Origin of the sequence: Amphritea atlantica (assembly GCF_024347255.1) — a bacterium.
GTDB classification, from domain to species: domain Bacteria; phylum Pseudomonadota; class Gammaproteobacteria; order Pseudomonadales; family Balneatricaceae; genus Amphritea; species Amphritea atlantica.
Genome location: NZ_AP025284.1, coordinates 3426900 through 3448130 on the forward strand (window position 1 = coordinate 3426900; position 21231 = coordinate 3448130).

The 21231-nt window shown below is 51.5% G+C and carries 20 protein-coding genes, 1 other RNA gene and 1 riboswitch; of the genes, 8 read left to right on the top strand and 13 right to left on the bottom strand.

From position 1 onward, the window contains the following. The first annotated feature begins 96 nt into the window (after positions 1–96). The 3 genes from OCU43_RS15900 (at position 97) to rpsA (ending at position 4895) form a co-directional block, all read left to right on the top strand. On the top strand, positions 97–2184 hold the full coding sequence (locus tag OCU43_RS15900) for a carboxy terminal-processing peptidase (RefSeq protein ID WP_091360931.1): 2088 nt from the start codon (positions 97–99) through the stop codon (positions 2182–2184). 19 nt (positions 2185–2203) lie between these two features. After that, positions 2204–2974: a hypothetical protein gene (locus OCU43_RS15905; protein ID WP_091360933.1), complete on the top strand. Its 771-nt coding sequence runs from the start codon at positions 2204–2206 to the stop codon at positions 2972–2974. A 241-nt stretch (positions 2975–3215) separates the two neighbouring features. Next, positions 3216–4895 carry a 30S ribosomal protein S1 gene (gene rpsA, locus OCU43_RS15910; protein WP_091360937.1) on the top strand — a complete coding sequence of 560 codons (1680 nt, stop codon included), beginning with the start codon at positions 3216–3218 and terminating at the stop codon, positions 4893–4895. A gap of 83 nt (positions 4896–4978) precedes the next feature. Here rpsA and OCU43_RS15915 read toward each other — a convergent pair whose 3' ends face one another. The 6 genes from OCU43_RS15915 to dnaX all read right to left on the bottom strand — a co-directional run bounded on the left by OCU43_RS15915 (position 4979) and on the right by dnaX (position 10011). Next, positions 4979–5419: a YcgN family cysteine cluster protein gene (locus tag OCU43_RS15915; protein WP_091360939.1), complete on the bottom strand. Its 441-nt coding sequence runs from the start codon at positions 5417–5419 to the stop codon at positions 4979–4981. Then, the gene (locus OCU43_RS15920) at positions 5419–5709 is read right to left on the bottom strand and encodes a YcgL domain-containing protein (protein WP_091360941.1); all 291 of its coding nucleotides are present in this window, start codon (positions 5707–5709) and stop codon (positions 5419–5421) included. The genes OCU43_RS15915 and OCU43_RS15920 overlap by 1 nt, the downstream gene beginning before the upstream one ends. Positions 5710–5720: 11 nt before the next feature. Then, positions 5721–6887, bottom strand: coding sequence for a ribonuclease D (gene rnd, locus OCU43_RS15925; protein ID WP_091360943.1), 1167 nt, complete (start codon positions 6885–6887; stop codon positions 5721–5723). Between the two features lie 7 nt (positions 6888–6894). After that, on the bottom strand, positions 6895–7494 hold the full coding sequence (gene recR / locus OCU43_RS15930) for a recombination mediator RecR (protein ID WP_091360945.1): 600 nt from the start codon (positions 7492–7494) through the stop codon (positions 6895–6897). A 15-nt stretch (positions 7495–7509) separates the two neighbouring features. After that, positions 7510–7836: a YbaB/EbfC family nucleoid-associated protein gene (locus OCU43_RS15935; RefSeq protein WP_091360948.1), complete on the bottom strand. Its 327-nt coding sequence runs from the start codon at positions 7834–7836 to the stop codon at positions 7510–7512. 81 nt (positions 7837–7917) lie between these two features. After that, the gene (gene dnaX / locus OCU43_RS15940) at positions 7918–10011 is read right to left on the bottom strand and encodes a DNA polymerase III subunit gamma/tau (protein WP_091360950.1); all 2094 of its coding nucleotides are present in this window, start codon (positions 10009–10011) and stop codon (positions 7918–7920) included. Positions 10012–10227: 216 nt separating this feature from the next. Between dnaX and OCU43_RS15945 the strand changes: the two genes are divergently transcribed. Continuing rightward, positions 10228–10410, top strand: coding sequence for a hypothetical protein (locus OCU43_RS15945; RefSeq protein ID WP_091360953.1), 183 nt, complete (start codon positions 10228–10230; stop codon positions 10408–10410). Positions 10411–10501: 91 nt separating this feature from the next. Here OCU43_RS15945 and OCU43_RS15950 read toward each other — a convergent pair whose 3' ends face one another. The 3 genes from OCU43_RS15950 to OCU43_RS15960 all read right to left on the bottom strand — a co-directional run bounded on the left by OCU43_RS15950 (position 10502) and on the right by OCU43_RS15960 (position 14316). After that, entirely contained in the window at positions 10502–11989 is a 1488-nt protein-coding gene (locus OCU43_RS15950; RefSeq protein WP_091360955.1) for an HDOD domain-containing protein, read from the bottom strand. A gap of 820 nt (positions 11990–12809) precedes the next feature. After that, positions 12810–12906, bottom strand: an RNA gene (ffs, locus tag OCU43_RS15955) — signal recognition particle sRNA small type. A 144-nt stretch (positions 12907–13050) separates the two neighbouring features. After that, positions 13051–14316 carry a DUF3422 family protein gene (locus OCU43_RS15960; RefSeq protein WP_091360957.1) on the bottom strand — a complete coding sequence of 422 codons (1266 nt, stop codon included), beginning with the start codon at positions 14314–14316 and terminating at the stop codon, positions 13051–13053. Between the two features lie 190 nt (positions 14317–14506). On the opposite strand from OCU43_RS15960, the gene OCU43_RS15965 reads away from it, so the two are divergent. From OCU43_RS15965 to OCU43_RS15975, 3 genes are all read left to right on the top strand, one after another. Beyond that, the gene (locus tag OCU43_RS15965; RefSeq protein WP_091360960.1) at positions 14507–15013 is read left to right on the top strand and encodes a retropepsin-like aspartic protease family protein; all 507 of its coding nucleotides are present in this window, start codon (positions 14507–14509) and stop codon (positions 15011–15013) included. An 82-nt stretch (positions 15014–15095) separates the two neighbouring features. Beyond that, positions 15096–15221, top strand: a riboswitch (SAM-I-IV-variant riboswitch). Positions 15222–15263: 42 nt separating this feature from the next. Then, on the top strand, positions 15264–15593 hold the full coding sequence (locus tag OCU43_RS15970; RefSeq protein ID WP_091360962.1) for a hypothetical protein: 330 nt from the start codon (positions 15264–15266) through the stop codon (positions 15591–15593). A 190-nt stretch (positions 15594–15783) separates the two neighbouring features. After that, entirely contained in the window at positions 15784–16815 is a 1032-nt protein-coding gene (locus OCU43_RS15975) for an ion transporter (protein WP_091360966.1), read from the top strand. A 42-nt stretch (positions 16816–16857) separates the two neighbouring features. Here the strand turns inward: OCU43_RS15975 and OCU43_RS15980 are convergent, their stop codons facing one another. Continuing rightward, entirely contained in the window at positions 16858–17403 is a 546-nt protein-coding gene (locus OCU43_RS15980) for a VOC family protein (RefSeq protein ID WP_091360968.1), read from the bottom strand. Positions 17404–17650: 247 nt separating this feature from the next. Here OCU43_RS15980 and OCU43_RS15985 point away from each other — a divergent pair, with 247 nt between their 5' ends. Then, the gene (locus OCU43_RS15985; protein ID WP_091360971.1) at positions 17651–18133 is read left to right on the top strand and encodes a MarR family winged helix-turn-helix transcriptional regulator; all 483 of its coding nucleotides are present in this window, start codon (positions 17651–17653) and stop codon (positions 18131–18133) included. 58 nt (positions 18134–18191) lie between these two features. On the opposite strand, the gene OCU43_RS15990 is transcribed toward OCU43_RS15985, so the two are convergent. The 3 genes from OCU43_RS15990 to OCU43_RS16000 all read right to left on the bottom strand — a co-directional run bounded on the left by OCU43_RS15990 (position 18192) and on the right by OCU43_RS16000 (position 21189). Further along, positions 18192–19115 (bottom strand): sensor domain-containing diguanylate cyclase, encoded by a 924-nt coding sequence (locus tag OCU43_RS15990; RefSeq protein ID WP_139203217.1) that lies wholly within the window; start codon positions 19113–19115, stop codon positions 18192–18194. Between the two features lie 72 nt (positions 19116–19187). Further along, the gene (locus OCU43_RS15995) at positions 19188–20417 is read right to left on the bottom strand and encodes a bifunctional alpha/beta hydrolase/OsmC family protein (RefSeq protein WP_091360976.1); all 1230 of its coding nucleotides are present in this window, start codon (positions 20415–20417) and stop codon (positions 19188–19190) included. Positions 20418–20706: 289 nt separating this feature from the next. Continuing rightward, the gene (locus OCU43_RS16000; protein ID WP_091360978.1) at positions 20707–21189 is read right to left on the bottom strand and encodes an FKBP-type peptidyl-prolyl cis-trans isomerase; all 483 of its coding nucleotides are present in this window, start codon (positions 21187–21189) and stop codon (positions 20707–20709) included. Between the last annotated feature and the right edge of the window lie 42 nt (positions 21190–21231).

Consider the following 21231-nt stretch of genomic DNA (forward strand, 5'->3'; position numbering starts at 1 on the left):
GACAAGACTACACTCAGATTTTCTGAGTTACGGAACCAAGCTGGTTATTTGTCTGTCTCAGAACCTATCAGTAGTAGCAAAACAGGAACATACAGCTTGATCTACACACGCCACTTACGTCGATTGCTCACCGCGTCTTCACTCATCCTGGGGCTGTTGACAGCGCTGCCAGCAAGCGCACTGACCAGCTCTGTTTTGCAACCGGATTCCATCCACAGCCAGACGATCACCGATATTGTCACATCCCTTAACCGGGATCACTATACTAATATCGTACTGAATGATGAACTATCGGGCAAAGTACTCGATCAGTATCTCGATAGTCTCGATCCGTCAAAGGCTTTTTTCTACCGCTCCGATATTGATGAGTTCCAACAATACCGGACAGTGATCGACGATGAGATCAATAGCGGAGATCTGACCGCCGCTTATGCTATCTTCAACCGCTATCAGCAGCGTACTCAGGAACGTTTAAGCAAGCTGATCGCAACTCTCGAAAACCCCGACTATAAGGTCGACTTCAATCGCGATGAAACCATTCTCACCGACCGGGAAACCAGTCAGTGGCCCGCCAGCGAAGCAGAGATGGATGAGTTCTGGCGCAAACGTCTGAAGAGTGCATTACTGGGGCTGAAACTGGCTGACAAGCCGGTTGAGGAAGCAAAAAAACTACTGATAAAGCGTTACAAAAGCCAGCTAAACCGGGCTTTGCAGACCAACAATGAAGATGTTTTCCAGAGTTTTGCCAATGCACTGACAATGCAGTTTGACCCGCATACCCAGTATTTTTCACCCCGTCTGTCGGAAAACTTCAATATCAATATGAGCCTGTCACTGGAAGGCATAGGCGCGGTATTGCAGAGTGAGAATGACAATACCAAAGTAGTGCGTCTGGTGCCTGCCGGACCCGCTGACAAAGCCGGACAGTTAAAGCCTGCCGACCTGATTGTGGGTGTGGGTCAGGGTGAAGACGGTGAGATTGAGGATGTTGTCGGCTGGCGCCTCGATGAAGTGGTAGCACTGATCCGTGGGCCGAAAGACACCGTGGTCCGCCTGGATATTATTCCTGCCGATGGAGACGACAGCCAGCACAAAATTATTAAGATCACACGCAACAAGGTGAAGCTTGAAGAACAGGCTGCCCATAGCAAGGTGATTGAACTCGAACACCAGGGTAAGCCATACAAACTGGGCGTTATCAGCATTCCGGCCTTCTATATCGATTTTGCCGCCCTGCAGCGCGGCGAACCCGACTATAAAAGCACCACCCGTGATACCGCCCGTCTGATCAAAGAGCTGACCGATGAAGGTATCGACGGACTGATCATCGACCTGCGCAACAATGGTGGCGGCTCACTGCTTGAGGCCAATGAGCTGGTCGGACTGTTTATCAGTCGCGGGCCGACGGTTCAGATAAGAGACCCGCAGGGTCGGGTCAATATTCAGGGGGATGCCGACCCGAAAGTCGCCTATAGCGGCCCGATGGCGGTTCTGGTAAACCGGCTCAGCGCTTCGGCTTCAGAGATCTTTGCCGGTGCCATTCAGGATTATCAGCGCGGCCTGATTGTCGGTAGTCAGACATTTGGTAAGGGCACTGTACAGACCCTCTCGCCCCTGCACCATGGACAGATAAAACTGACCCATGCGAAGTTTTACCGTATCTCCGGCGAGAGCACTCAGCATAAAGGGGTGATTCCTGATGTAACGCTGCCAACACTGTATGATACCGACGAGATTGGCGAAAGCTCGCTGGAGGGAGCCCTGCCCTGGGATATGGTGCATGAGGTGCCCCATCAGCGCTATGTCAACTTCAGCACTATCCTGCCGGAACTGAACAAGCGTCATATTGAACGCACCAAATTCAACCCCGATTTCCTCTATATGAACGCCCAGATCAAGCGGATGCATGAGAATAAGAAGGATAAAGAGCTATCCCTGAATGAAGCAACCCTCAAGGCTGAGCGCGACAAATCTGAGCAGTGGCTGCTGGATCAGGAAAACCAGCGCCGCGCGGCGAAAAAACTGCCCGCCATCAAAGCGCTTTCAGAACTGGACGATCTGCTGGAGAAAGACTCTCAGGGACGTACCATCAGTCCTGAGCAGGAAGCGATTCTCACCGAAACGGGCAATGTACTGCTTGATATGATTGAACTGACCCATAACTATATGGCGCTTAAGAACTGATCCGACAGGGATAGATTTAATGCAGTTAAGCAGGCTCAAACTTGGACTTCTGATTGGTGCTCCGGTGTTGCTGATCATCGCCTGTGTGACTGGGTATTTCGTCTATCACATGATCAGCGCGCAACAGGCCGAAAACCGTAAAAAAGTTGAAGGCTTTGGTGAACTGGTCATCCCCCTCGATACCACAACGCCGCAGGCAACCGATGATCCCAGCCTCAACCCCAGCATTGCCCAGGACGCGATGACGCCGGTTGAGAAGGTGATTTCCACCCTCAAGGAGGAGCGTTTTAAGCTGCTGAATGAGGCGGAGGTGATGCGGGAACAGATCACTACCCTACAGGCCAAAGTTGACGAGCTGGAGCTTTACAAACGCACCAATGAACGCTATGCCCCACACACCTTCGATGAGGAGGTGTCCACCATTCATACCCGTATGAAACAGTTCCTCGCCAGTCAGGAGGAATCCAAGCGGTTCAACAGTAATCAGCTGAAGGGGATGGCCGCTGCCTCAGCACAGGAGTACCGCCGCTATCTGACGATGAATAAACTGTTACTCGACCAGGATCAGATTGATGACGTCGTTAACCACCACCTGCCCGTGTTTGCCTACTGTATCGGCGATGGCATGGATATCGCGGCCAACAACCGTGCTGAAGAGTTACAGGTTCTCGAGTATTTCAAAACCGAAAAAACCGATCTGATGAGCAGCCGCCTGAAGAGTGACCTTAAAGCGGTTCTGGAGCCCTGTCAGGAGCTGTTTGCCGAGCGCATGAGCAGCTTCAGCAACTGAGCATCCCTCCCTGAATTACCTCTCCCCGCCCCCCCCTGTTCAGACAGCCAAAAGCAGCTGCCCTTTAATCAAAACGTCAAATTCTGTATAATTTGCGGTCCTGTCCTGATGCCTGCTGTTATTTTCGTCAGCCAACACGGCCGCCATCGGGCTATCGAAACTGTCCCTGTGTCTGGCTGACGATGCGGGTGTAAACATGGCACTCCCCCGGTTTATCAGGGGCAGGCCAATAGGAATATACATGTCCGAAAGCTTTGCTGAATTATTTGAAGAATCCCTGCAACATATCGATATGAAGCCCGGCACCCTGGTGATGGGTGAGGTTGTCGATATCGATAGCGACTGGGTCACTGTCAACGCTGGCCTGAAATCTGAAGCGGTTATTGATCGCAGCCAGTTCCTGAACGATGCTAACGAACTTGAAATTCAAGTGGGCGATATGGTTAAAGTTGCCCTGGAAAGCGTTGAAGATGGTAGCGGTGAGACCCGTCTTTCCCGTGAGAAAGCCAAGCGTGCGGAAGCCTGGGAAGTCCTGCAGGGCGCATTTGATGCAGAAGAAACAGTCAAAGGCTATATCAGCGGCAAGGTCAAAGGTGGTTTCACTGTTAACGTTAATAACATTCAGGGGTTCCTGCCTGGCTCTCTGGTCGATGTACGCCCAGTCCGGGATGTCGACCACCTGGAAGGTAAAGAGCTTGAGTTCAAGCTGATCAAACTCGACCCTAAGCGCAACAACATTGTTGTCTCTCGCCGCGCCGTGCTTCAGGAAGCCAACAGCGCACAACGCGATGAACTGCTGGAAACTCTGGAAGAGGGTCAGGATGTTAAGGGTTATGTGAAGAACCTGACCAACTACGGTGCATTTATCGATCTGGGCGGTGTTGACGGCCTGCTGCATATCACCGATATGGCGTGGAAGCGAATCTCTCATCCAAGTGAGATGCTCAACCCCGGTGATGAGATCACTGTCAGAATCATCAAGTTTGATAAAGAAACCAACCGCCTGTCTCTGGGCCTGAAGCAGCTGAGCGAAGACCCATGGTCCTCCATTAAAGCGCGTTACCCATCCGGTGCTATCGTGCCGGCACGGGTGACTAACCTGACCGATTACGGCTGTTTCGCATCGATTGAAGATGGTGTTGAAGGTCTGGTGCACGTTTCTGAGATGTCCTGGACCAATAAAAATGTTCACCCATCCAAAGTGGTACAGGTTGGTGACGAAGTGAACGTGATGATCCTGGAAGTGGACGAGGAGCGTCGTCGTATTTCACTGGGTATCAAACAATGCACGCCTAACCCGTGGGCCAGCTTCGCTGAGCAGTATGCTGCTGGCGACAAGGTGACCGGTGCGATCAAAACCATCACTGACTTCGGTATTTTTGTCGGTCTGGAAAATGATCTGGATGGTCTGGTGCATATGTCAGACATCTCCTGGGATGCTGACGGTGAAACTGCGCTGCGTGAATATAAGAAAGGTGACGATGTTGAAGCGGTTATCCTCTCTATCGATTCCGAAAAAGAGCGTATCTCACTGGGTATTAAGCAACTGGGCGGCGACCCGTTCTCTGACTATGTTGCTGTTCATGACAAGAACGCCATTGTGAAGGGTACAGTGAAGTCAGTCGACCCGAAAGGTGCGACTATCGAGCTGGCTGAGGGCGTCGAAGGCTACCTCAAAGTGGCTGATATCAGCATTGACCGCATCGAAGATGCAACCACTGCCCTGAAAAACGGTGAAGAGATTGAAGCGAAGATCGTCAATCTGGACCGTCGCAACCGCTCAATCACGCTGTCGGTCAAGGCTAAAGACCAGGCTGATGAGAAAGCGGCTATCAAGGCTGTTGCTGATGCGCCTGTTGAGCTTTCCGGCCCAACCACGATCGGTGATCTGATCAAAGCGCAGCTGGAAGCGAAGAAGTAACCTTGCGGAGCTGAACCGCAACACCAAAAAGGAGCGCATTGTGCTCCTTTTTATTTTCATGGCGATAGACTGAAAAACCAGCGTTAGTCGATCAGATAGTCAAAGTAATCATCATCGCTTTCAATCTTGTCATCGGTAATCTCATACCAGCTCAGTACCGAAGCACCCGCTTCCTTCACCGATTCCCGACGGCCACTGACTAACGGATGCCATTCGGGCAGCTCTTTCCCCTCATGCACCAGCCGGTAGGCACAGCTGGGTGGCAACCAGTGAAACGCTTCGACATCTTCCGGCCGCAGTTTGACGCACTGAGGTACCAGCGAACAACGCTTTTCATACTGCGTACAATACAGCGTCTCCATATCCAGCAGATGACAAACCACGCTGGTGTAATGCACCTCGCCGGTATCTTCATCCTCAAGCTTATGCAGACAGCAGAGTGAGCAGCCATCACAGAGAGACTCCCATTCCGGGGGAGTCATCTGTTGCAGTGACTTGCTACGCCAGAATACCTGATCGGCCACTAGCGTACTCCGGTTTCTGGCCGGTCCTGATACAGATCGAGCAGATAATCATCTTTCGGGGGTGGCATCTGCAGGAAGTAACCCTTTTCGCGGATATCCTCCAGCACCTTTGCCGCATCGACACGGGACAGCTCTTTTTCCGGCGTTAACAACATATCAAATACATGGACTGGCGCACCAAACATCTCTTTCAGCGGATCAGGCACCCGTGTCATTTTTTCCATCTTATCCACATAAAGATACATCTCATCTTTTTTGGAACTGCGAAACACACTACAAATCTTTTTCATAAACTCTCTGTTTATACTTTCAGGCTCTGCAATTTTTCCAACAATGCATCGCCAATCACCGCTTTACGCCAGCCTGACAGGCTTGGCGGCAGGCTGAACTTGCCCTGATTTTCCGTTCGTATCAGGGCATCAAGATCTTTTTTACGCAACAGTATCTCAGGCGCTATATTCAACTCTTCTGCTTTACTGCGCGCCATCGCTTTCAGCTGTTTAAGGGGTTTGTTCCATTTATAACTCAATGGCTGCTGAATCGGTTCCGGCGGTTTTGCTGCCGCAGACTGGGCTGCGGTTTTAAGAAAACCCAGTATCACCTCACCATCCTGCTTAACCTGCTGCGTACGGATATCTTCTACCTTCGCCAGGGCTCGCAGATCTGTGGGCCATTTATGCACAATATCCAGCAGAGCATGATTTCTCAGCACCCGGTTGCGGGGCACATCCCGCTGCCGGGATATCCGCTCACGCCAGGCGGTCAGATCACGCAGGGCAGCTATTTTTTCCGGCGGCAGTTTCCAGGCCTGACTAAAACGCTGGTAATAGGTGACGCCATCCGGATCGCTGTCCGGCGTCTGCTGCAGTAACAGTGCGGTCTCCTCTTCAACCCACTGGCGCATCCCCCGGCTTTCAAGTTCCGCTATCTGGCGCTGACACAGCACCGGCAGATAGGCGACATCCAGGGCGGCATAGAGTTGCTGCGACGCGCTCAATGGACGCTGCAACCAGTCAGAGGTGGTTTCACCCTTATCCAGCCTAACATCCAGCGCATACTCCACCAAACGCTGATAGCCCATGGAAAACCCCCAGCCAAGAAAACCGGCAGCAATCTGAGTATCAAAGATCGGCTGTGGCAGCTCACCAAGCATATAGAGGAACAGCTCCAGATCCTCATTACCCGCATGCAGTACTTTAAGCACTGAGGGATTACGAAACAATTGCACCAAGGGGGCATAGTTTTCGATTTTAAGCGGATCCACGAGGTAACAGCCTGTGTCATCGGCTATCTGTATCAGGCCAGGCACCGGATAAAAGGTATCCACCCGGATAAACTCGGTATCCAGAGCAATCAGAGGCAGGGTTTGCCACTGCTTGCAGTAATCGGCAAGCGTTTCATCATCAGTGATCCAGACCGGCTCAGCTGCAGCAGTTTCAAGTCGCTGCCAGTTATACGCTTGTGTCATCAGTACCTCAGTTCATCGACCGGCGACCGGCCATTGCATGGGCGAGTGTTCCGCCATCGACATATTCCAGTTCACCGCCCACCGGCACGCCATGAGCGATGCGGGTCACCCGGATATCCAGGTGCTTTATCTGTTCGGCGATAAAATGCGCCGTTGCTTCACCTTCCACGGTTGGATTGGTTGCCAGAATCATCTCTTTGACCGCACCGGACTCCAGCCGTTTAAACAGAAGGTCCAGCCCCAGATCATCGGGGCCTATACCATCAATCGGCGAGAGGTGGCCCATCAGAACAAAATAACCGCCATTGAAGCCTCCGGTCTGCTCAATAGCGAGCATATCCACCGGCGATTCCAGCACACAGATCTGCGATTCATCACGACTGTTATCGGCGCAGATCGAACAGAGTTCATTCTCTGACAGGGTGCGACAGCAACTGCAATGGCCAACTTTCTCTGCGGCCACCGTCAGTGCTGTTGCCAGCGTACTGGCACCATGCCGATCACGCTCCAGCAGATGAAAAGCCATCCGTTGAGCCGTCTTCGGGCCAACACCGGGCAGCACACGAAATGCATCAATCAGATCCTGAATCAGAGGGCTAAACGACATCGTCTCTACTCAGCCTCAGAACGGCATATTGAAGCCCGGTGGCATACCCATGCCGCCGGTGACTTTCGCCATACGCTCCTGAGTGTTCGCTTCCACCTTGCGCACAGCATCGTTAACTGCCGCTGCAATCAGGTCTTCAAGGATCTCTTTATCCTCTTCCATCAGGCTGTCATCGATCGCCACACTGCGAACATCGTGACGACCATTCATCACAATTTTCACCAGACCGGCACCGGACTCGCCATTCACCTCGGCCTTGGCGATCTCTTCCTGCGCTTTCTGCATCTCTGCCTGCATCTTCTGGGCCTGTTTCATCAGGTTACCCATGCCACCTTTCATCATATTTGTCCTCGCCTCTTGTAACCCCGACGTTCAGGTCCGGGCTTAATCTGTTCGCAAAATAATCGGGTTTAACCCTCTGACTCAATCGACTGGCTGCACCGACTGCAGATCGATAGTGGCGGCAAACCGTTCAATCACCGATTGTACAACCGGGTCATTCTGAATTGAGCTGACAGCCTGCGCCAGTCGTTCAGCGCGTTTGCGGTCACGATACTGGCTGGGGGTCTCACGCCCATAACTGCCTAAACTGAATTCTACCTCAACCGGCTGGTTAAAATAATGACCAATCGACTCGCGTATACGTTCAATATGGGTCTCACTGATCAGCGCTTTCTGCTCGTTGGTGTAATGAAAACGCCAGCAATCACCGACCGACTCCAGTGACGTGTTGGATGCGATACTGTAGGTCATTCCGGTCAGGCCGATCAGTTCAACCAGCAACACCCACTGCTCAGGCGTAAACTGGCCGATCTCTTTACTGACATCCGCTTCGGGCTCAGCGACCGTTGCCGCTGCTGATCCGGTCTGTTCCACCGCTGCAACAGCAGGGTTGGCAACTGGCGGCTGAGAAGTCATCGGCGGTTCGGGCCGGTCAGCCGGCTCCGGACGGTCTACTGACGCTGAATCCACCTGTGGACTGGCAATGGACTCAGAGTGACTCATCGCCGGTTGTGCAGACTCCTCATCAACGTTACGCCCAATGGACTGAACCACAGTTTCTGACTGCGATGACAGCGGGGAGCTTTCTTCCCAGGGAAGGTCGACCACAGGCGGCGACACCTGCGTCGTTACGGCTGCGTGCCCCGCATCAACGGGCGGTTCGGAATCAGTTTCAGGCTTTTTTCCCGGTAGGTCCTCATCACCACCCTGCAGATAGGATTCGTCATAATCCGGAGGGGAATCCTGTGGCCCCTGCGATGCAGACGGGTCAGACGCAGGCTGAATCTGGGGCTCTGTCTGTCGGGGAGCGGCAGGCGGTGGACTTGCTGACGGATGCTCAGCAAGCGGTGTCGCGGCACGCGGCTCTACAGCAACTGCAGCAGAAGCCGGGTCAGTCTCGCTGGGCTGGCTCAGCCCCTGATAACTCACCGATACCGGCCGGAACGCCAGCATCCGCATCAGAGTCATCTCAACCCCTTCCCTGGCATCCGGGACAAAGGGCAGATCTTTACGCCCCATCAGAGCCGTCTGATAAAACAGCTGAACATCTTCAGCGGTCAGCTTGCCTGCCAGATCCAGCACCAGATCCCGGTCTCCCAGGCCATTGTCTACCGCATCCGGAACAATCTGAGCCAACGCGATCCGGTGCATCAGACTGATCAGATCACCGAGCACCGCATTGTAATCAGGGGAGTAACGGGCCAGCTCTTCAACGGTGGTCAGCAGCCCTTTTGCATCGTGTGCGGCCAGGCTGTCCACCAAACGGTATACCAGTCGCTGATCGATGCTACCGAGCATCGCCCGGACATCAGCCTCAACCACCGAACCGGCACCAAAGGCTATCGCCTGATCGGTCAGACTCAGCGCGTCCCGCATCGAACCATCCGCAGAGCGGGCTAACAGCCACAACGCGGGTTCTTCATAGGGGATATTCTCCGCCGTCAGCACGTGACACAGGTGCTCAACGATGCGCTCCGGAATCATATTCTTCAGATTAAACTGCAGACAACGGGACAGAATCGTCACCGGCAGCTTCTGCGGATCAGTAGTCGCCAGCAAAAACTTAACGTGTGGAGGCGGCTCCTCCAGCGTTTTCAGCAGCGCATTGAACGAGTGTGTCGACAACATATGCACCTCATCAATGAGGTACACTTTGAAGCGGCCATGGGTAGGAGCGTACTGCACATTCTCCATCAGCTCGCGGGTGTCTTCCACCTTGGTGCGGGATGCTGCATCCACTTCGATCAGATCGACAAACCGGCCTTCACTGATCTCCCGGCAGGCTGAACATTCGCCGCAGGGTGTGGAGGAGACACCGGTCTCACAGTTCAGTGATTTGGCAAACAATCGGGCAATCGACGTTTTACCAACCCCGCGGGTGCCGGTAAACAGATAGGCATGGTGCAGCCGGTCATCGTCCAGAGCATTCACCAGTGCCTTGAGCACGTGCTCCTGACCAACCATTTCCTGAAACTTAGCGGGACGCCATTTACGCGCCAGTACCTGATAACTCATCGCTGCAAATCTATATGAGAGGGGTGTTTATTCATGGCTACCAATGCTAACGGTAACCGCCTGATATCGCCAGCGAAACCGGCCATTATGTGCTAACTAAATTGCGTTTTATCAAGTGATTCAGGTTTTACATGAAAACTGTTCTTTAGCGAACTCGGAATAAATAGACTAACTTAAACGAACAACAACAATCTTCTAACCTGCGAGGATATGGAGATGCAAAAAGCGAACAGTGCAAACGAGTACAGGATACGTAACCATCGTTTAATCGAACAACAGGAGATCATCCGCTTTCAGGACCGCCACTGCCCGATAGAGATCCTCACAGAAGAAGCCCCCTGCTGGATCAGCAGCGATGAACCGGTATCTCTTGAGTGGAGTGAACAAAGTTCACATTAACCTACCGGTTTTCACTATTTATTATACAAGGTCAAATAACGGGAGAGGCGCCTGAGTCTGCTCCCGTTTTTTATATAAGAGAAGCGGTATTTCAGTTCCCTGCGTTTTTCAGAATCAGTGAAAAACAGATATTGGTTTGCTGGGCAAATAGTGTAAACGCCATGAAGTCATCCTCACTCAGCGGCCGCTGAACCGCACTGCCTGAAGGGTCATTACGATCAGCATAAAACAGCCCAACACAATGCCGCCCCCAGATAATGGGGGCGATAAAAAAGCCATCACTACTGACCTGCTGCCGCAGTGAACTGTCCAGATAGGCCCGCCACTTTGGTACATTAAGATTCTCTACCCAGACCGGTTGCCGGCTATTAAGAACATGGGTGAAGATATTAGGCGAACCGCCAAGACTGACGACAAACTCCCGCTTAATCTGATTAAAATTAACCGCGGAGATAAACCGGGGCATCAGACAGCCCCGCTCCCGTGACTTAAGAAATACGATAGTCCGGCGCATCCGGATACCCCGATGGATCCCCTCCAGAGCGGTCTGAACAACCAGATTAAAATCCGCATTCTCATTTGGTAAAAATGCCAGCTCCCTCAGGATCCGCAGCTGCAGTGTCTCATCACTCAGCTCTTCCACAACCGGCCCGGCTTCCCTGTGCACCTGAGAAACCAGATCATGACGAATATAACGGGTTAAAACTCCGGCGCCATAAGTACGTAACAGCTCAACCGTCTCATCAGAACACTGCTCTACCCGGGTCATCAGGTCCCGCTTATCCCATTGCGTCAGATCTGCCATACTTGTCAGCAGCTTATCCAGCTCGTTGCGACTATAGTGAGGCGTTGCCAGTATCTCGCTCACTTTGACCGCCAGACTGACGCAACGCAGCTCCGGAGTACGCAGTTCCGGTTCTTCCAGAGTGCTGATCAGCACGCTCCCCATATTCCAGGAACTGGCCAGCCCCAGACTCATCTCCTCAAAGCTGGTACCCAGTTTCTGACGAACGATATAGGCTATATCGTCATGTTTGACACACTGTTTTTGGCGCAGCTGCTTATCCAGCTCGACAGTGACCGGCCCGCCCATGCTCCAGAAAGCACTCTCACCAAAACGATTCAGCAGAGCGGCAATAAAAGCTTCCTCCTGAACATCGTCCTCATAATCCTGCATCATCATCTTAGCAATCATTCCGGCATGAAATGACTGCGCCATCAGCTTTAACAGTCGCTCGTATACGCCGGGAGTCAGCTTTCTGTTTTTCAGCAGACTGTTGAGCATTTTGGCGGTGATACAAATATTCTTGATCCGGGTAAGCCCCAGCACAACCGACGCCCTGCTTACCGTCGTGACCGGATTGTGCCCCATATAACCGGCACTGTTGGCCACTTTGAGAATCGCCGTAGTCAGTGCATGATCGTGCAGAATCGCTTGCCCCAGCCTGGCCAGAGAAGAGGTATCATCTTTGGAGATCTTTTCAATCTCCCGAATAGTCGAACACAGCGCGGGCAACTCCTGCTCACTGATCCGTTCAACCCATTCGCGTGTCCCATGAGGCGTAATATTTGCCGACATTTTACTCAGCCCCTGCTTTAACTCAGTTTATTCTAAAACAGGAAAGCTCAGGCGTAGGGATGTGAAGGTGTGATTTTGAGTAATAGTAAGAGAAATATTGAATAAATAACTATCAAACCTCTGTTAAACGAAAATAGAGAGCGTTTAATCAGGAAATGAGATGAAGAGATTGGGGGCAGCTCCACCAGCCACATCCCGGCATACGCGTCCATCGCCTCGCAGGGGTTAGCCTGCGTCCTTCCGGGCCTACATTTCTGAGCCGAAAACGACTATGCACAGATACGATCGCAAAAAGGCGAGTGCTTTAGCTTTAAGCGTAAAATATGGGAGATTGGGGGCAGCTCCACCAGCCACATCCCGGCACACGCGTCCACCGCCTCGCAGGGGTTAGCCTGCTCCCTTAGCAGGTCGACATTTTGAACTGGAACCGATCGAGCACACAAATACAGCCGCAATAAAGTTTGCAGTGCTTAAAAGAGAAGACATGGGAGATTGGGGGCGGCCCCACCAGCCACATCCCGGCACACGCATCCACCGCCTCGCAGGAGTTAGCCTGCTCCCTTCCGGACCGATACTTATGAGTCGAAAACGATTGATAACACAAACACAGCTACAAAAAACTGCAGTATAAAAAAAATGATATGGAAGGTATTGGGGGCGGCCCCACCAGCCACATCCCAGCACACGCATCCACCGCCTCGCAGGGGTTAGCCTGCTCCCTTCCGGATCTACATTTCTGAATAGGAAATAACTATGCGCGTAAAGACAACCGCAAAAATTGGCAGTACTAAGAAAGTAAGATATGAGAGATTGGGGGCGGCCCCACCAGCCACATCCCGGCACACGAATCCACCGCTGTGGCTGCTCCCTTCCGGGCCTGACCAGGTTCACGGCTTATCGTTGCGGGAGGACCAATGGAGCCACCATAACGTGACCACTCAAGGTCGTCTCGAACGAGACAGGCGCGCAGTATAACAGCCTGTCCGGCAGATGCAAACAGGATTGCAGACAAGACTGAAAACTACCGCTATGCAATGAAGAATATGTTTAAAAAACAACCATTAATCATCCGATTCGAACTCTTTGGTAATACGCCGTACATACCACCAGACCAGCAAAACAACGGCAGGCAGAGAGTAACTCAACCAGTGGATCGCCATATCGCGGGGCTCGCCTGAAGTCAGATGGCGAATGGTGCGCTCCACCAGGTCAAAAACATAGTAGGTGACGACAATAATGGAGAAGGTTTCCAGCTTTGCCTGCAGATTCAGCTGCCGGCGGGTACGTTTATTCATCGAGCTGAGCAGCCCGTGAATTTTCTGCTCGGTTGACAGATCCACCCGTGAACGCAGCAGATCACTGGAGCGGGCTATACGTTGAGACAAACGCTCAAGCCGCTGGGCCGCAGCCTGCCAGGTACGCATCGCCGGGTCGACCCTTCGCTCAATAAACTGCTCCAGAGTTTGCAGGCCCTCGATACGGATCTCCTCCAGCTCTGAGATTCTCATTCTCACAAGAGCATAATAGGCATCGGATGCTGAAAACCGGTTTACCGTATCTGCTGAGATCTCTTCTGCCTGGGCCGACAGTGACATCAAAGCATCCAGTGTCTCGGACTCATCCCCCTTATCCAGCGCACTTAGTTTCAGGGTTATCTCGGCCAGCTCCCGGTCAAGCCGGGACACTTTTCTCATGGTCTCGCGGGCGGGTTCCAGGCCTAGCAGGGCGACTGCACGATAGGTGTCGATTTCGCAGAGACGCTGTATCAGCCGGCCACACTGATAGCCATGCATATGTATATTTTTCACCAATATCCGGTCCAGATAGAACTCACCTTCGGCACGAAAATCGGTCCACACCCGGGCAGCGCCACGCATCACCCGGGAACCGATCAGTTGATGATTCCTGAACAGCTCCCGCGCCCTCTCCTCATCGCCTTCGGCGGAAGGCTCCATGACCTGTATCTGCACCCCGGTGATCAGCTCGCCGGGAAGCTGATCACTCCAGTTTTCCGGCAAGCCCGCTAAGGTCTGCTGCCAGCGGCTATCCAGCTGATTCTGATACAGGGTCAGGGTATAAAACTCAGTATGCGCTTCCCAGCGTAGCGCCAGTGATTCAAGTTGCTGGTAACAGAAGCTGGCTTCCGGCTCCATAGCCTGCCCGCCACACCGGAGAAAAAACGCAGAGATATCATCACGCACCTCGGCGATCCCTTTATCCCCCAGCATCAGAGCAAAATGCAGTACTTTTAGCGGTGGACTCAGCTGCTGAAATGGCCGGGCGTGAACTTCATCGGCAATCATCTGCCGCTGTGAATGAAACAGCACTATCTCTCTCCCATCTACTCTCTCGGTTAATAACTCAGATCAACCTGACACTAAGGCTATCCTTTTTCGGCTCGCATATGCTAAAAATGAACCGGCTATATTCTCTGGCGTCTGACACAGAGAGGGGAGACAAGATCTACCGCCCACATCAGACTAAAGTCTATAGTCAGACCTAATATACAGGAGCAATATGAAACAGGATAGCAGCCGGCACTTTGTTGGCCGACTCTTTGCCCATCTCACCTGGATTACGCTGCTGGGGGTGTTCTATCTGATTTTTCAGGGCCGCCTGCTACAGCAGAATGACCCCAACCACGCATTGCAGGTTTCAGACAACAATCAGCCTGTCGTGCTGCAACGCAATCGTCAGGGGCATTATGTGGCCCCCGGAACCATCAATGGCCAGCCGGTTCAATTTCTGCTTGATACTGGCGCCACCGACATCAGCATCCCCGGAAGGCTGGCCGATACACTCCGGCTAACACCCGGCAGAGTCTCATATGCCAGCACCGCTAATGGCACCATTAAGGTTTATGACACCCGGCTGGATTCTGTCGCACTGGGAGGGTTGTCGCTGGCAGATGTATCTGCCCACATCAATCCACATATGCAGGGGGAAACGGTACTACTGGGAATGAGTTTTTTGCAGCACCTGGAACTGATTCAGCGCGGCGACACCCTGACCCTGAAACGTTAAACAGAGCAACGCTAATATCAAGAAAAACAGCTGCTGGCATTGCACTGGAAATACCTCTGATTTAGAATGTTTGTCAGTTAATTTTTTACATCAAGAGAAGGGCTGACGTCCTCGCCAACCTGCCTGCCTGGGCAAGGTGGTTGTTTTGACCGCTGTAGCAAACAGCAGCAAAACGATGTGGTCATTACCGACAAAAATCAGGTAACCCCCACGTATCAACGTCAGCTCTCATGAGAATGGGAGCAGATCCATGTTTGAAGCACATATCTATTCAGAATCACCCCGTACGGAAACTGTTGCGGCCATCCGCTGGGTTAAACTCAACTCACCTGCCTGTTGCTGGCACAGCCATTATCAGTGCAATATTCGTTACTGGATCACCCAGGGCAAACGCCAGTCGCGGGAACATCTGTTTCTCTATATCGAATTTCGTCAGCGTGACAACAGCCATGGTTACAAGATGCTAGAACTGCCCGGCAACAGCCTCACCACAGAAGCAGTACAGAAGATTATCTGTAATACCTCTTTGAGCTTACAGCTTGATCCATTAAAAACTGAACAGTGGTGTCGCTCACTTTGAGCGCAGTCCGTTCTCGGGTCATTAAAACGCCGGGACGCAACGCAGACAGAAACCGTAATAATCCCTCCCTGTCACCAGCACTGTTTCTGTCTGCATCCATGGAAAACCCAGTTCGGGAGGTTAAATACTTTAAAATCAAGTTCTTTTGCCGATACTATGGCGCATCAGCTCAACTTTTATCAGGTTTCACATGATCTCCAGACGCAAACTAACATACGAAATTCTCGATATCGGCAATAAGCAGCACACGCTGGGAAAAATTGTTGATATTTTCCTGATCCTGCTGATCTCACTGAATGTACTGTTCGTTATACTGGAAACCCTGCCAGCCATTACGGCCCTGGAACATCAATGGTTTTACTGGTTTGAAGTCTTTTCGGTTATTGTATTCAGCATTGAATATGTAGCGCGGGTGTGGAGCTGTGTAGAGGATGAAAAGATAGCCCATAAGCATCCGGTTTGGGGGCGACTGCGTTATATGCTGACCCCATTGGCGCTGATTGATCTGATCGTTATTCTGCCATTTTATCTGAGTATGATGCTGGTTGTAGACCTTCGCTTCATGCGGGTGTTACGTCTGTTGCGGGTTTTTAAACTCACCCGCTACTCCTCCTCGATGTCATTGTTATTGCAGGTGTTACAGCGGGAAGCCCGATCTATCAGCGCAGCACTGTTTGTGCTGTTTATGCTGATCATTGTTGCTTCCAGCCTGATCTATTTTGCAGAGCATCATGCCCAGCCCGAAGCTTTCAGCAGTATTCCCGCGGCCATGTGGTGGGCTATCGTCACCATGACAACCTTAGGCTATGGCGATGTTATTCCCATTACTGTGATGGGTAAGATCATGGCTTCGATAATCAGTATCATGAGCCTTGGCATCGTTGCCCTCCCCGCCGGTTTGCTGGCGTCGGGATTTAGCGAGGCGATTCGGGAACGACGCAGGACCTATGAAAAAATGGTGAACCTGGCACTTCAGGACGGTGAAATTGACTCGATTGAGCATAAAGCTCTGAACCAGATGCGGGAAACCCTGGGTATCAGTAAAGAAGATGCCGCCCATATTCTTCACGCCAATATAGACCGTAAGATGGAACAGGACGTTAGTCGCGACCTGAACCAGTTACGTCAGGAGATCGATGCGGTGCTGCTCGACCGTTGCCCCCATTGTAACCACAGCGTCAAATGGCTGGAGCGACGGGGTCGCAGTAAAGAGCGATCATAAGAAACGGAGGCTGGGCCTCCATTTCTTGCAACAGCAGCTGGCTTAATCCAGGCCGTTAAACTCCTCTTCATGCAACCAGGCCGCATGTTTCGGTGCCTTCTTAGTCCGGGACCACTCCTCCAGCATTAGCGGTGCAACCCGTTTCAGTTCGCTCATCTGTTCATCAGTGCCTTTCACATAAGTCAGCTCGAGACGATGACCATTCGGATCAAAAAAGTAGATTGAACGAATAATACCATGCTCGGTAGGTCCGATAACGCTGATCCCTTTTGACTCAATCTCTGCTTTTGCGGCCAGTAAGGCGGCCTCATCTTTTACCCGGAAAGCGATATGCTGCACCCACGCCGGAGTATTCTGATCCCGGTCCATTTTTGGCTTAGTTGGCAGCTCAAAAAACGCCAGAATGTTGCCGTTTCCGGCATCCAGAAACAGATGCATATAGGGATCAGGCTCTTTGGTAGAGGGGACACGGTCTTCCGCTATCGCGACAAGAAAGTCCATATTCAGCACATCTTTATAAAACTCCACGGTCTCTTTCGCATCGTTGCAACGGTATGCAACGTGATGTATCTGTTCAATCTGAATCATGACAAAGCCTCTCATAGTTAATTGTTATTATTAGGTTTTAGTTATCCCCAAAGTAGCATTTCACTACAGTACAGGCCAGACAGGTAACAGCCGTGACTATTATCAGGACGTAAGTCTCTATCAATAACTCACTGTTTTTATGATGTAAATTAAAGAAAGTTTGATTATTCAATAACTGGAAATTGTCTTTTTCTATAATAACCATATAAAATAAATGTTATTTTTGGCCCATTAGAGATATACCTTAGTGAACGATAAACATGCCACTCAGGACACTAAAGAACAGCATCTGGATCTGAGCCATTATTTTCCCTACCAGTTAGCAACCCTGGACACAGCGGTCAGCCAGTCAATATCCCAGCTCTACTCTGGCCGTTTCAATCTCAATCGTCAGGAGTGGCGGATCATGGCTGCGCTTGGCAATACAAATGCGATGTCTGCAAAAGAGATAGCAGCTCACTGCAATCTCGAAAAGATGCAGGTCAGCCGCACTATCTCACGGCTGAGAGATTCAGAGTTGATACATCAGCAGGAAGACCATGATGACCGCCGTTACACCCGGCTCAGCCTGACTGAAAAAGGCAGGGGAATCTACAAAAAACTTGTACCGCTGATACTGGCCCGGGAAGCGTTTATCCTCTCGGCACTCTCAGATGAGGAGCTGCATCAACTGCTGGGTCTGATGGAAAAAATCCGCCACAAAGCTCTTGAACTGCAGCAGTGGGGTTAATTTTTTCACCTTAAAAATACAGTGTCAGATTAGATAAATGACTGAATAGACGGTATTTTCAGCCACTGTCATCAACAAATATAAAGTCGCCACCCACCCGTTTACCCCGCTTTAATGCAAGATCTGCACGGTCCAGAATCGACTCAGGAGTATCCCCCCGCCGGTAGGTGGTCAGCCCCACGGTTGTGGTCATGGCAAAGGTTGAATCCTGCCAGCAAAAGGTATGTGCACGCACCCCCTGCCAGGCTTTCTGAATCACCTGCCGGGCGATTCCCGGGTTATCTTCACGCATCAACACGACAAAATCAGCGCCATTCCAGCGGGCCAGACAATCAACACCGCTCAGCGCTGTGCGGATAATATCAACGGTGGTGATTAACACCTGGTCACCACAGTTATGACCATAGTGATCATTCACATCCTTAAAAAAATCGAGATCAAACATCATCAGGGTAAAACCTGTACCGCTCGACTGGGCCCGCTCAACCTCTGCGGTAAGCCTTCTGAGCAGATGGTGCTGATTAAAAACGCCGGTCAACTGATCAATCTCTGACTGCTGCTTCAGTTGTTCAATCTCAGCAGTAAAGCGGGTTACCTCCTGAAAAGTGATCAGATAATGATCCTGAATAACTGTGCAGCTAACACCCGTCACCTGAAAATCACGCTCGTCGCCATCACCGCAACGGACCTGTAACCGCGCCTGGACGCTATCCTGTGTTTCCCTGAGCTGCTGGCCAATACTGCGGCAAAACAGCAACAGCTTTTCCTGCGGCTGAGCCTCAGAAGGAGCGACCACCATTCCGTCTTGATGGCTGGGCATCAGCTCAAGAGGATAACCGATCAATTGATGATATTTTTGATTGACGTAGACAATGCTCTGCCGACCCGGCTCTCTCAGTGAATCTTCGTTGAACATCATCACCATTGCAGCCACTGGCAGACAATCCAGAATATGAAGGAAATTTTCTAAATCGCCTTCCAAAATACAGTCCCCGCCTACAAAATTCCAGGATGTTCTTAAGTGTAGCGCATTCTGCGCGTCAGAACCGGATGCCTATTCAACCCGGGAACCTGTTAACCGGGTGACAATGCTGATCTCCCCTTCAAGGGTTTTATGCACTGGGCAGCGATCAGCAATTTCAAGCAAGCGTTGACGCTGCTCGTCTGACAGTTCGCCGGTCAGGGTAATCAGCCGTTCAAACTGATCGACTTTACCGTTAACAGTGTCACAGGAAGCACAGTCGTCAGCATGAACTTTAGCGTGTGATACATCCACCTGAACGTGTTGCAGCGGAATCTTTTTTTGCCGGGCGTACATTCTGATCGTCATAGAGGTACAGGCACCCAGACCGGCAGCCACCAGTTGATAGGGACTCGGGCCCAGATAGTTGCCGCCATAGCTGACCGGTTCATCCGCAACCAGATGATGACCGGCTACGCTGATATCCTGAGTAAAACCATCAGGATCAGCCTCACTTACCCGGATAATGCCTTCCGGTGCATTGATATACTTAGGTAAAACCTGAATATCGATATAGCGCTGCGCCCAGGTGGATATCAGCTCAGCCGCATAATCAGCATCTTTCTTCTCGCTCAACAGATGATCAGCAGAATCCAGTGTAACAAAGCTTTTCGGATGCTTAGCCATCTGGAAGATCCGTGCAGCATTATCCAGCCCGACCACCGTATCCAGCGGTGCATGCATCACCAGCAACGCCTTACGCAAACCTTTAACAGCCTGCTCCAGAGAAACCGAGGCGATATCATCTACAAACCGCCGTTTGATAGTAAACTCCCGTCCAGCCAGATTAACCCGGGCCTCTCCTTCAGTGCAGATCTCACCCAGTTGATCCCCCAGGTTGTGCAGCACATGCTGCGGATCGGCAGGTGCACCGATAGTGACCACCGCTTTAGCCTCAGGAACCTCAGCAGCAATAGCGAGAATGGCAGCCCCTCCCAGAGAGTGACCTATCAGTAACTGGGGCGCAGTATAGTGCTCCCGGAGAAAATCAACCGCCAGCAACAGATCCTGCATATTTGAGCTAAAGCTGGTATTGGCAAACTCTCCCTGAGAGTGGCCCAATCCGGTAAAATCAAATCGCAACACCGCAATCCCTAACGACGCCAGCCGCTGTGCAATACGCCGTGAAGCCTGCAAATCTTTGGAACAGGTAAAACAGTGGGCAAACAACGCGTAAGCACTGGGCTTACCCACCGGCAGATCAAGACTTGCCGCCAGTATTGAGCCATCATGGCCGGTAAATTCCAAACGTTCAGTTTTCATAGTTCCCCCTGATCTGATTTACCAACGAGTATCAATCAGATTTCAGAAGGGAGCCATTAGAATTTCTCTATCGGGGATATTGTGCGGCTAAATCAAAAAACAGACGCGACATCGTCGCTTGCCAGAACGGGGCCTGCGGCCCCTGCTAGACGGAAAACTGCGTTTTCCTTGTTAGAAAAAGATCAAAACAGATAAAAATCTTGAAATAAATTTGCTTTTTCTAGCTACGAGCAAGTCGCGAAGCGACGTCTAGCCAGCGGCTAAGCCGCGATCTGCTCTTAACGGCGTTTTAGTGATGATGCCCGCCATCTCCATGGGCGTGACCGTGAGCGATCTCCTCGGCTGAGGCATCACGGACATCAACAATTTCGATATCGAAGGTCAGGGTTTTGCCCGCCAGCGGGTGGTTATTGTCCACCGTCACCATAAATTTTCCAACCTTAACCACTTTAACCTGTCGCAGTCCCTCCTCTGTATGCACAGTACCGACCATCCCCGGACGCCACTTTTTTGCTCCCTGCAGATGTTTTACCGGAATACGCTGTTCACAGTCCGGCAGAAACTCACCGTAGGCTTCCTGAGGTGTCAGGGTGACGGAAAAAGTATCCCCTACCGCTTTACCCTCCATTACCTTCTCGAGACCACTGATCATATTGTTATGGCCATGCAGGTAAGCCATGGGAGAGCCTCCGCGTGTGGTTTCTTCAACGCTGTTATCTGCGTCGGTCAGGTGGTAGTGAAACTGCACAACTTTATCTTTGGTAACACTCATGAGGATTCCTTAATCTGCTGCCGGACTGACAATCACCCAGCG

What these genes read in the sequence shown, in the direction of transcription:
- OCU43_RS15905 (WP_091360933.1), top strand. Translation starts at nt 2,204, where the DNA reads ATGCAGTTAAGCAGGCTCAAACTTGGACTTCTGATTGGTGCTCCGGTG.
- rpsA (WP_091360937.1), top strand. Translation starts at nt 3,216, where the DNA reads ATGTCCGAAAGCTTTGCTGAATTATTTGAAGAATCCCTGCAACATATC.
- OCU43_RS15920 (WP_091360941.1), bottom strand. Translation starts at nt 5,709, where the DNA reads ATGAAAAAGATTTGTAGTGTGTTTCGCAGTTCCAAAAAAGATGAGATG.
- rnd (WP_091360943.1), bottom strand. Translation starts at nt 6,887, where the DNA reads ATGACACAAGCGTATAACTGGCAGCGACTTGAAACTGCTGCAGCTGAG.
- recR (WP_091360945.1), bottom strand. Translation starts at nt 7,494, where the DNA reads ATGTCGTTTAGCCCTCTGATTCAGGATCTGATTGATGCATTTCGTGTG.
- OCU43_RS15935 (WP_091360948.1), bottom strand. Translation starts at nt 7,836, where the DNA reads ATGATGAAAGGTGGCATGGGTAACCTGATGAAACAGGCCCAGAAGATG.
- dnaX (WP_091360950.1), bottom strand. Translation starts at nt 10,011, where the DNA reads ATGAGTTATCAGGTACTGGCGCGTAAATGGCGTCCCGCTAAGTTTCAG.
- OCU43_RS15945 (WP_091360953.1), top strand. Translation starts at nt 10,228, where the DNA reads ATGCAAAAAGCGAACAGTGCAAACGAGTACAGGATACGTAACCATCGT.
- OCU43_RS15950 (WP_091360955.1), bottom strand. Translation starts at nt 11,989, where the DNA reads ATGTCGGCAAATATTACGCCTCATGGGACACGCGAATGGGTTGAACGG.
- OCU43_RS15965 (WP_091360960.1), top strand. Translation starts at nt 14,507, where the DNA reads ATGAAACAGGATAGCAGCCGGCACTTTGTTGGCCGACTCTTTGCCCAT.
- OCU43_RS15970 (WP_091360962.1), top strand. Translation starts at nt 15,264, where the DNA reads ATGTTTGAAGCACATATCTATTCAGAATCACCCCGTACGGAAACTGTT.
- OCU43_RS15975 (WP_091360966.1), top strand. Translation starts at nt 15,784, where the DNA reads ATGATCTCCAGACGCAAACTAACATACGAAATTCTCGATATCGGCAAT.
- OCU43_RS15980 (WP_091360968.1), bottom strand. Translation starts at nt 17,403, where the DNA reads ATGATTCAGATTGAACAGATACATCACGTTGCATACCGTTGCAACGAT.
- OCU43_RS15995 (WP_091360976.1), bottom strand. Translation starts at nt 20,417, where the DNA reads ATGAAAACTGAACGTTTGGAATTTACCGGCCATGATGGCTCAATACTG.
- OCU43_RS16000 (WP_091360978.1), bottom strand. Translation starts at nt 21,189, where the DNA reads ATGAGTGTTACCAAAGATAAAGTTGTGCAGTTTCACTACCACCTGACC.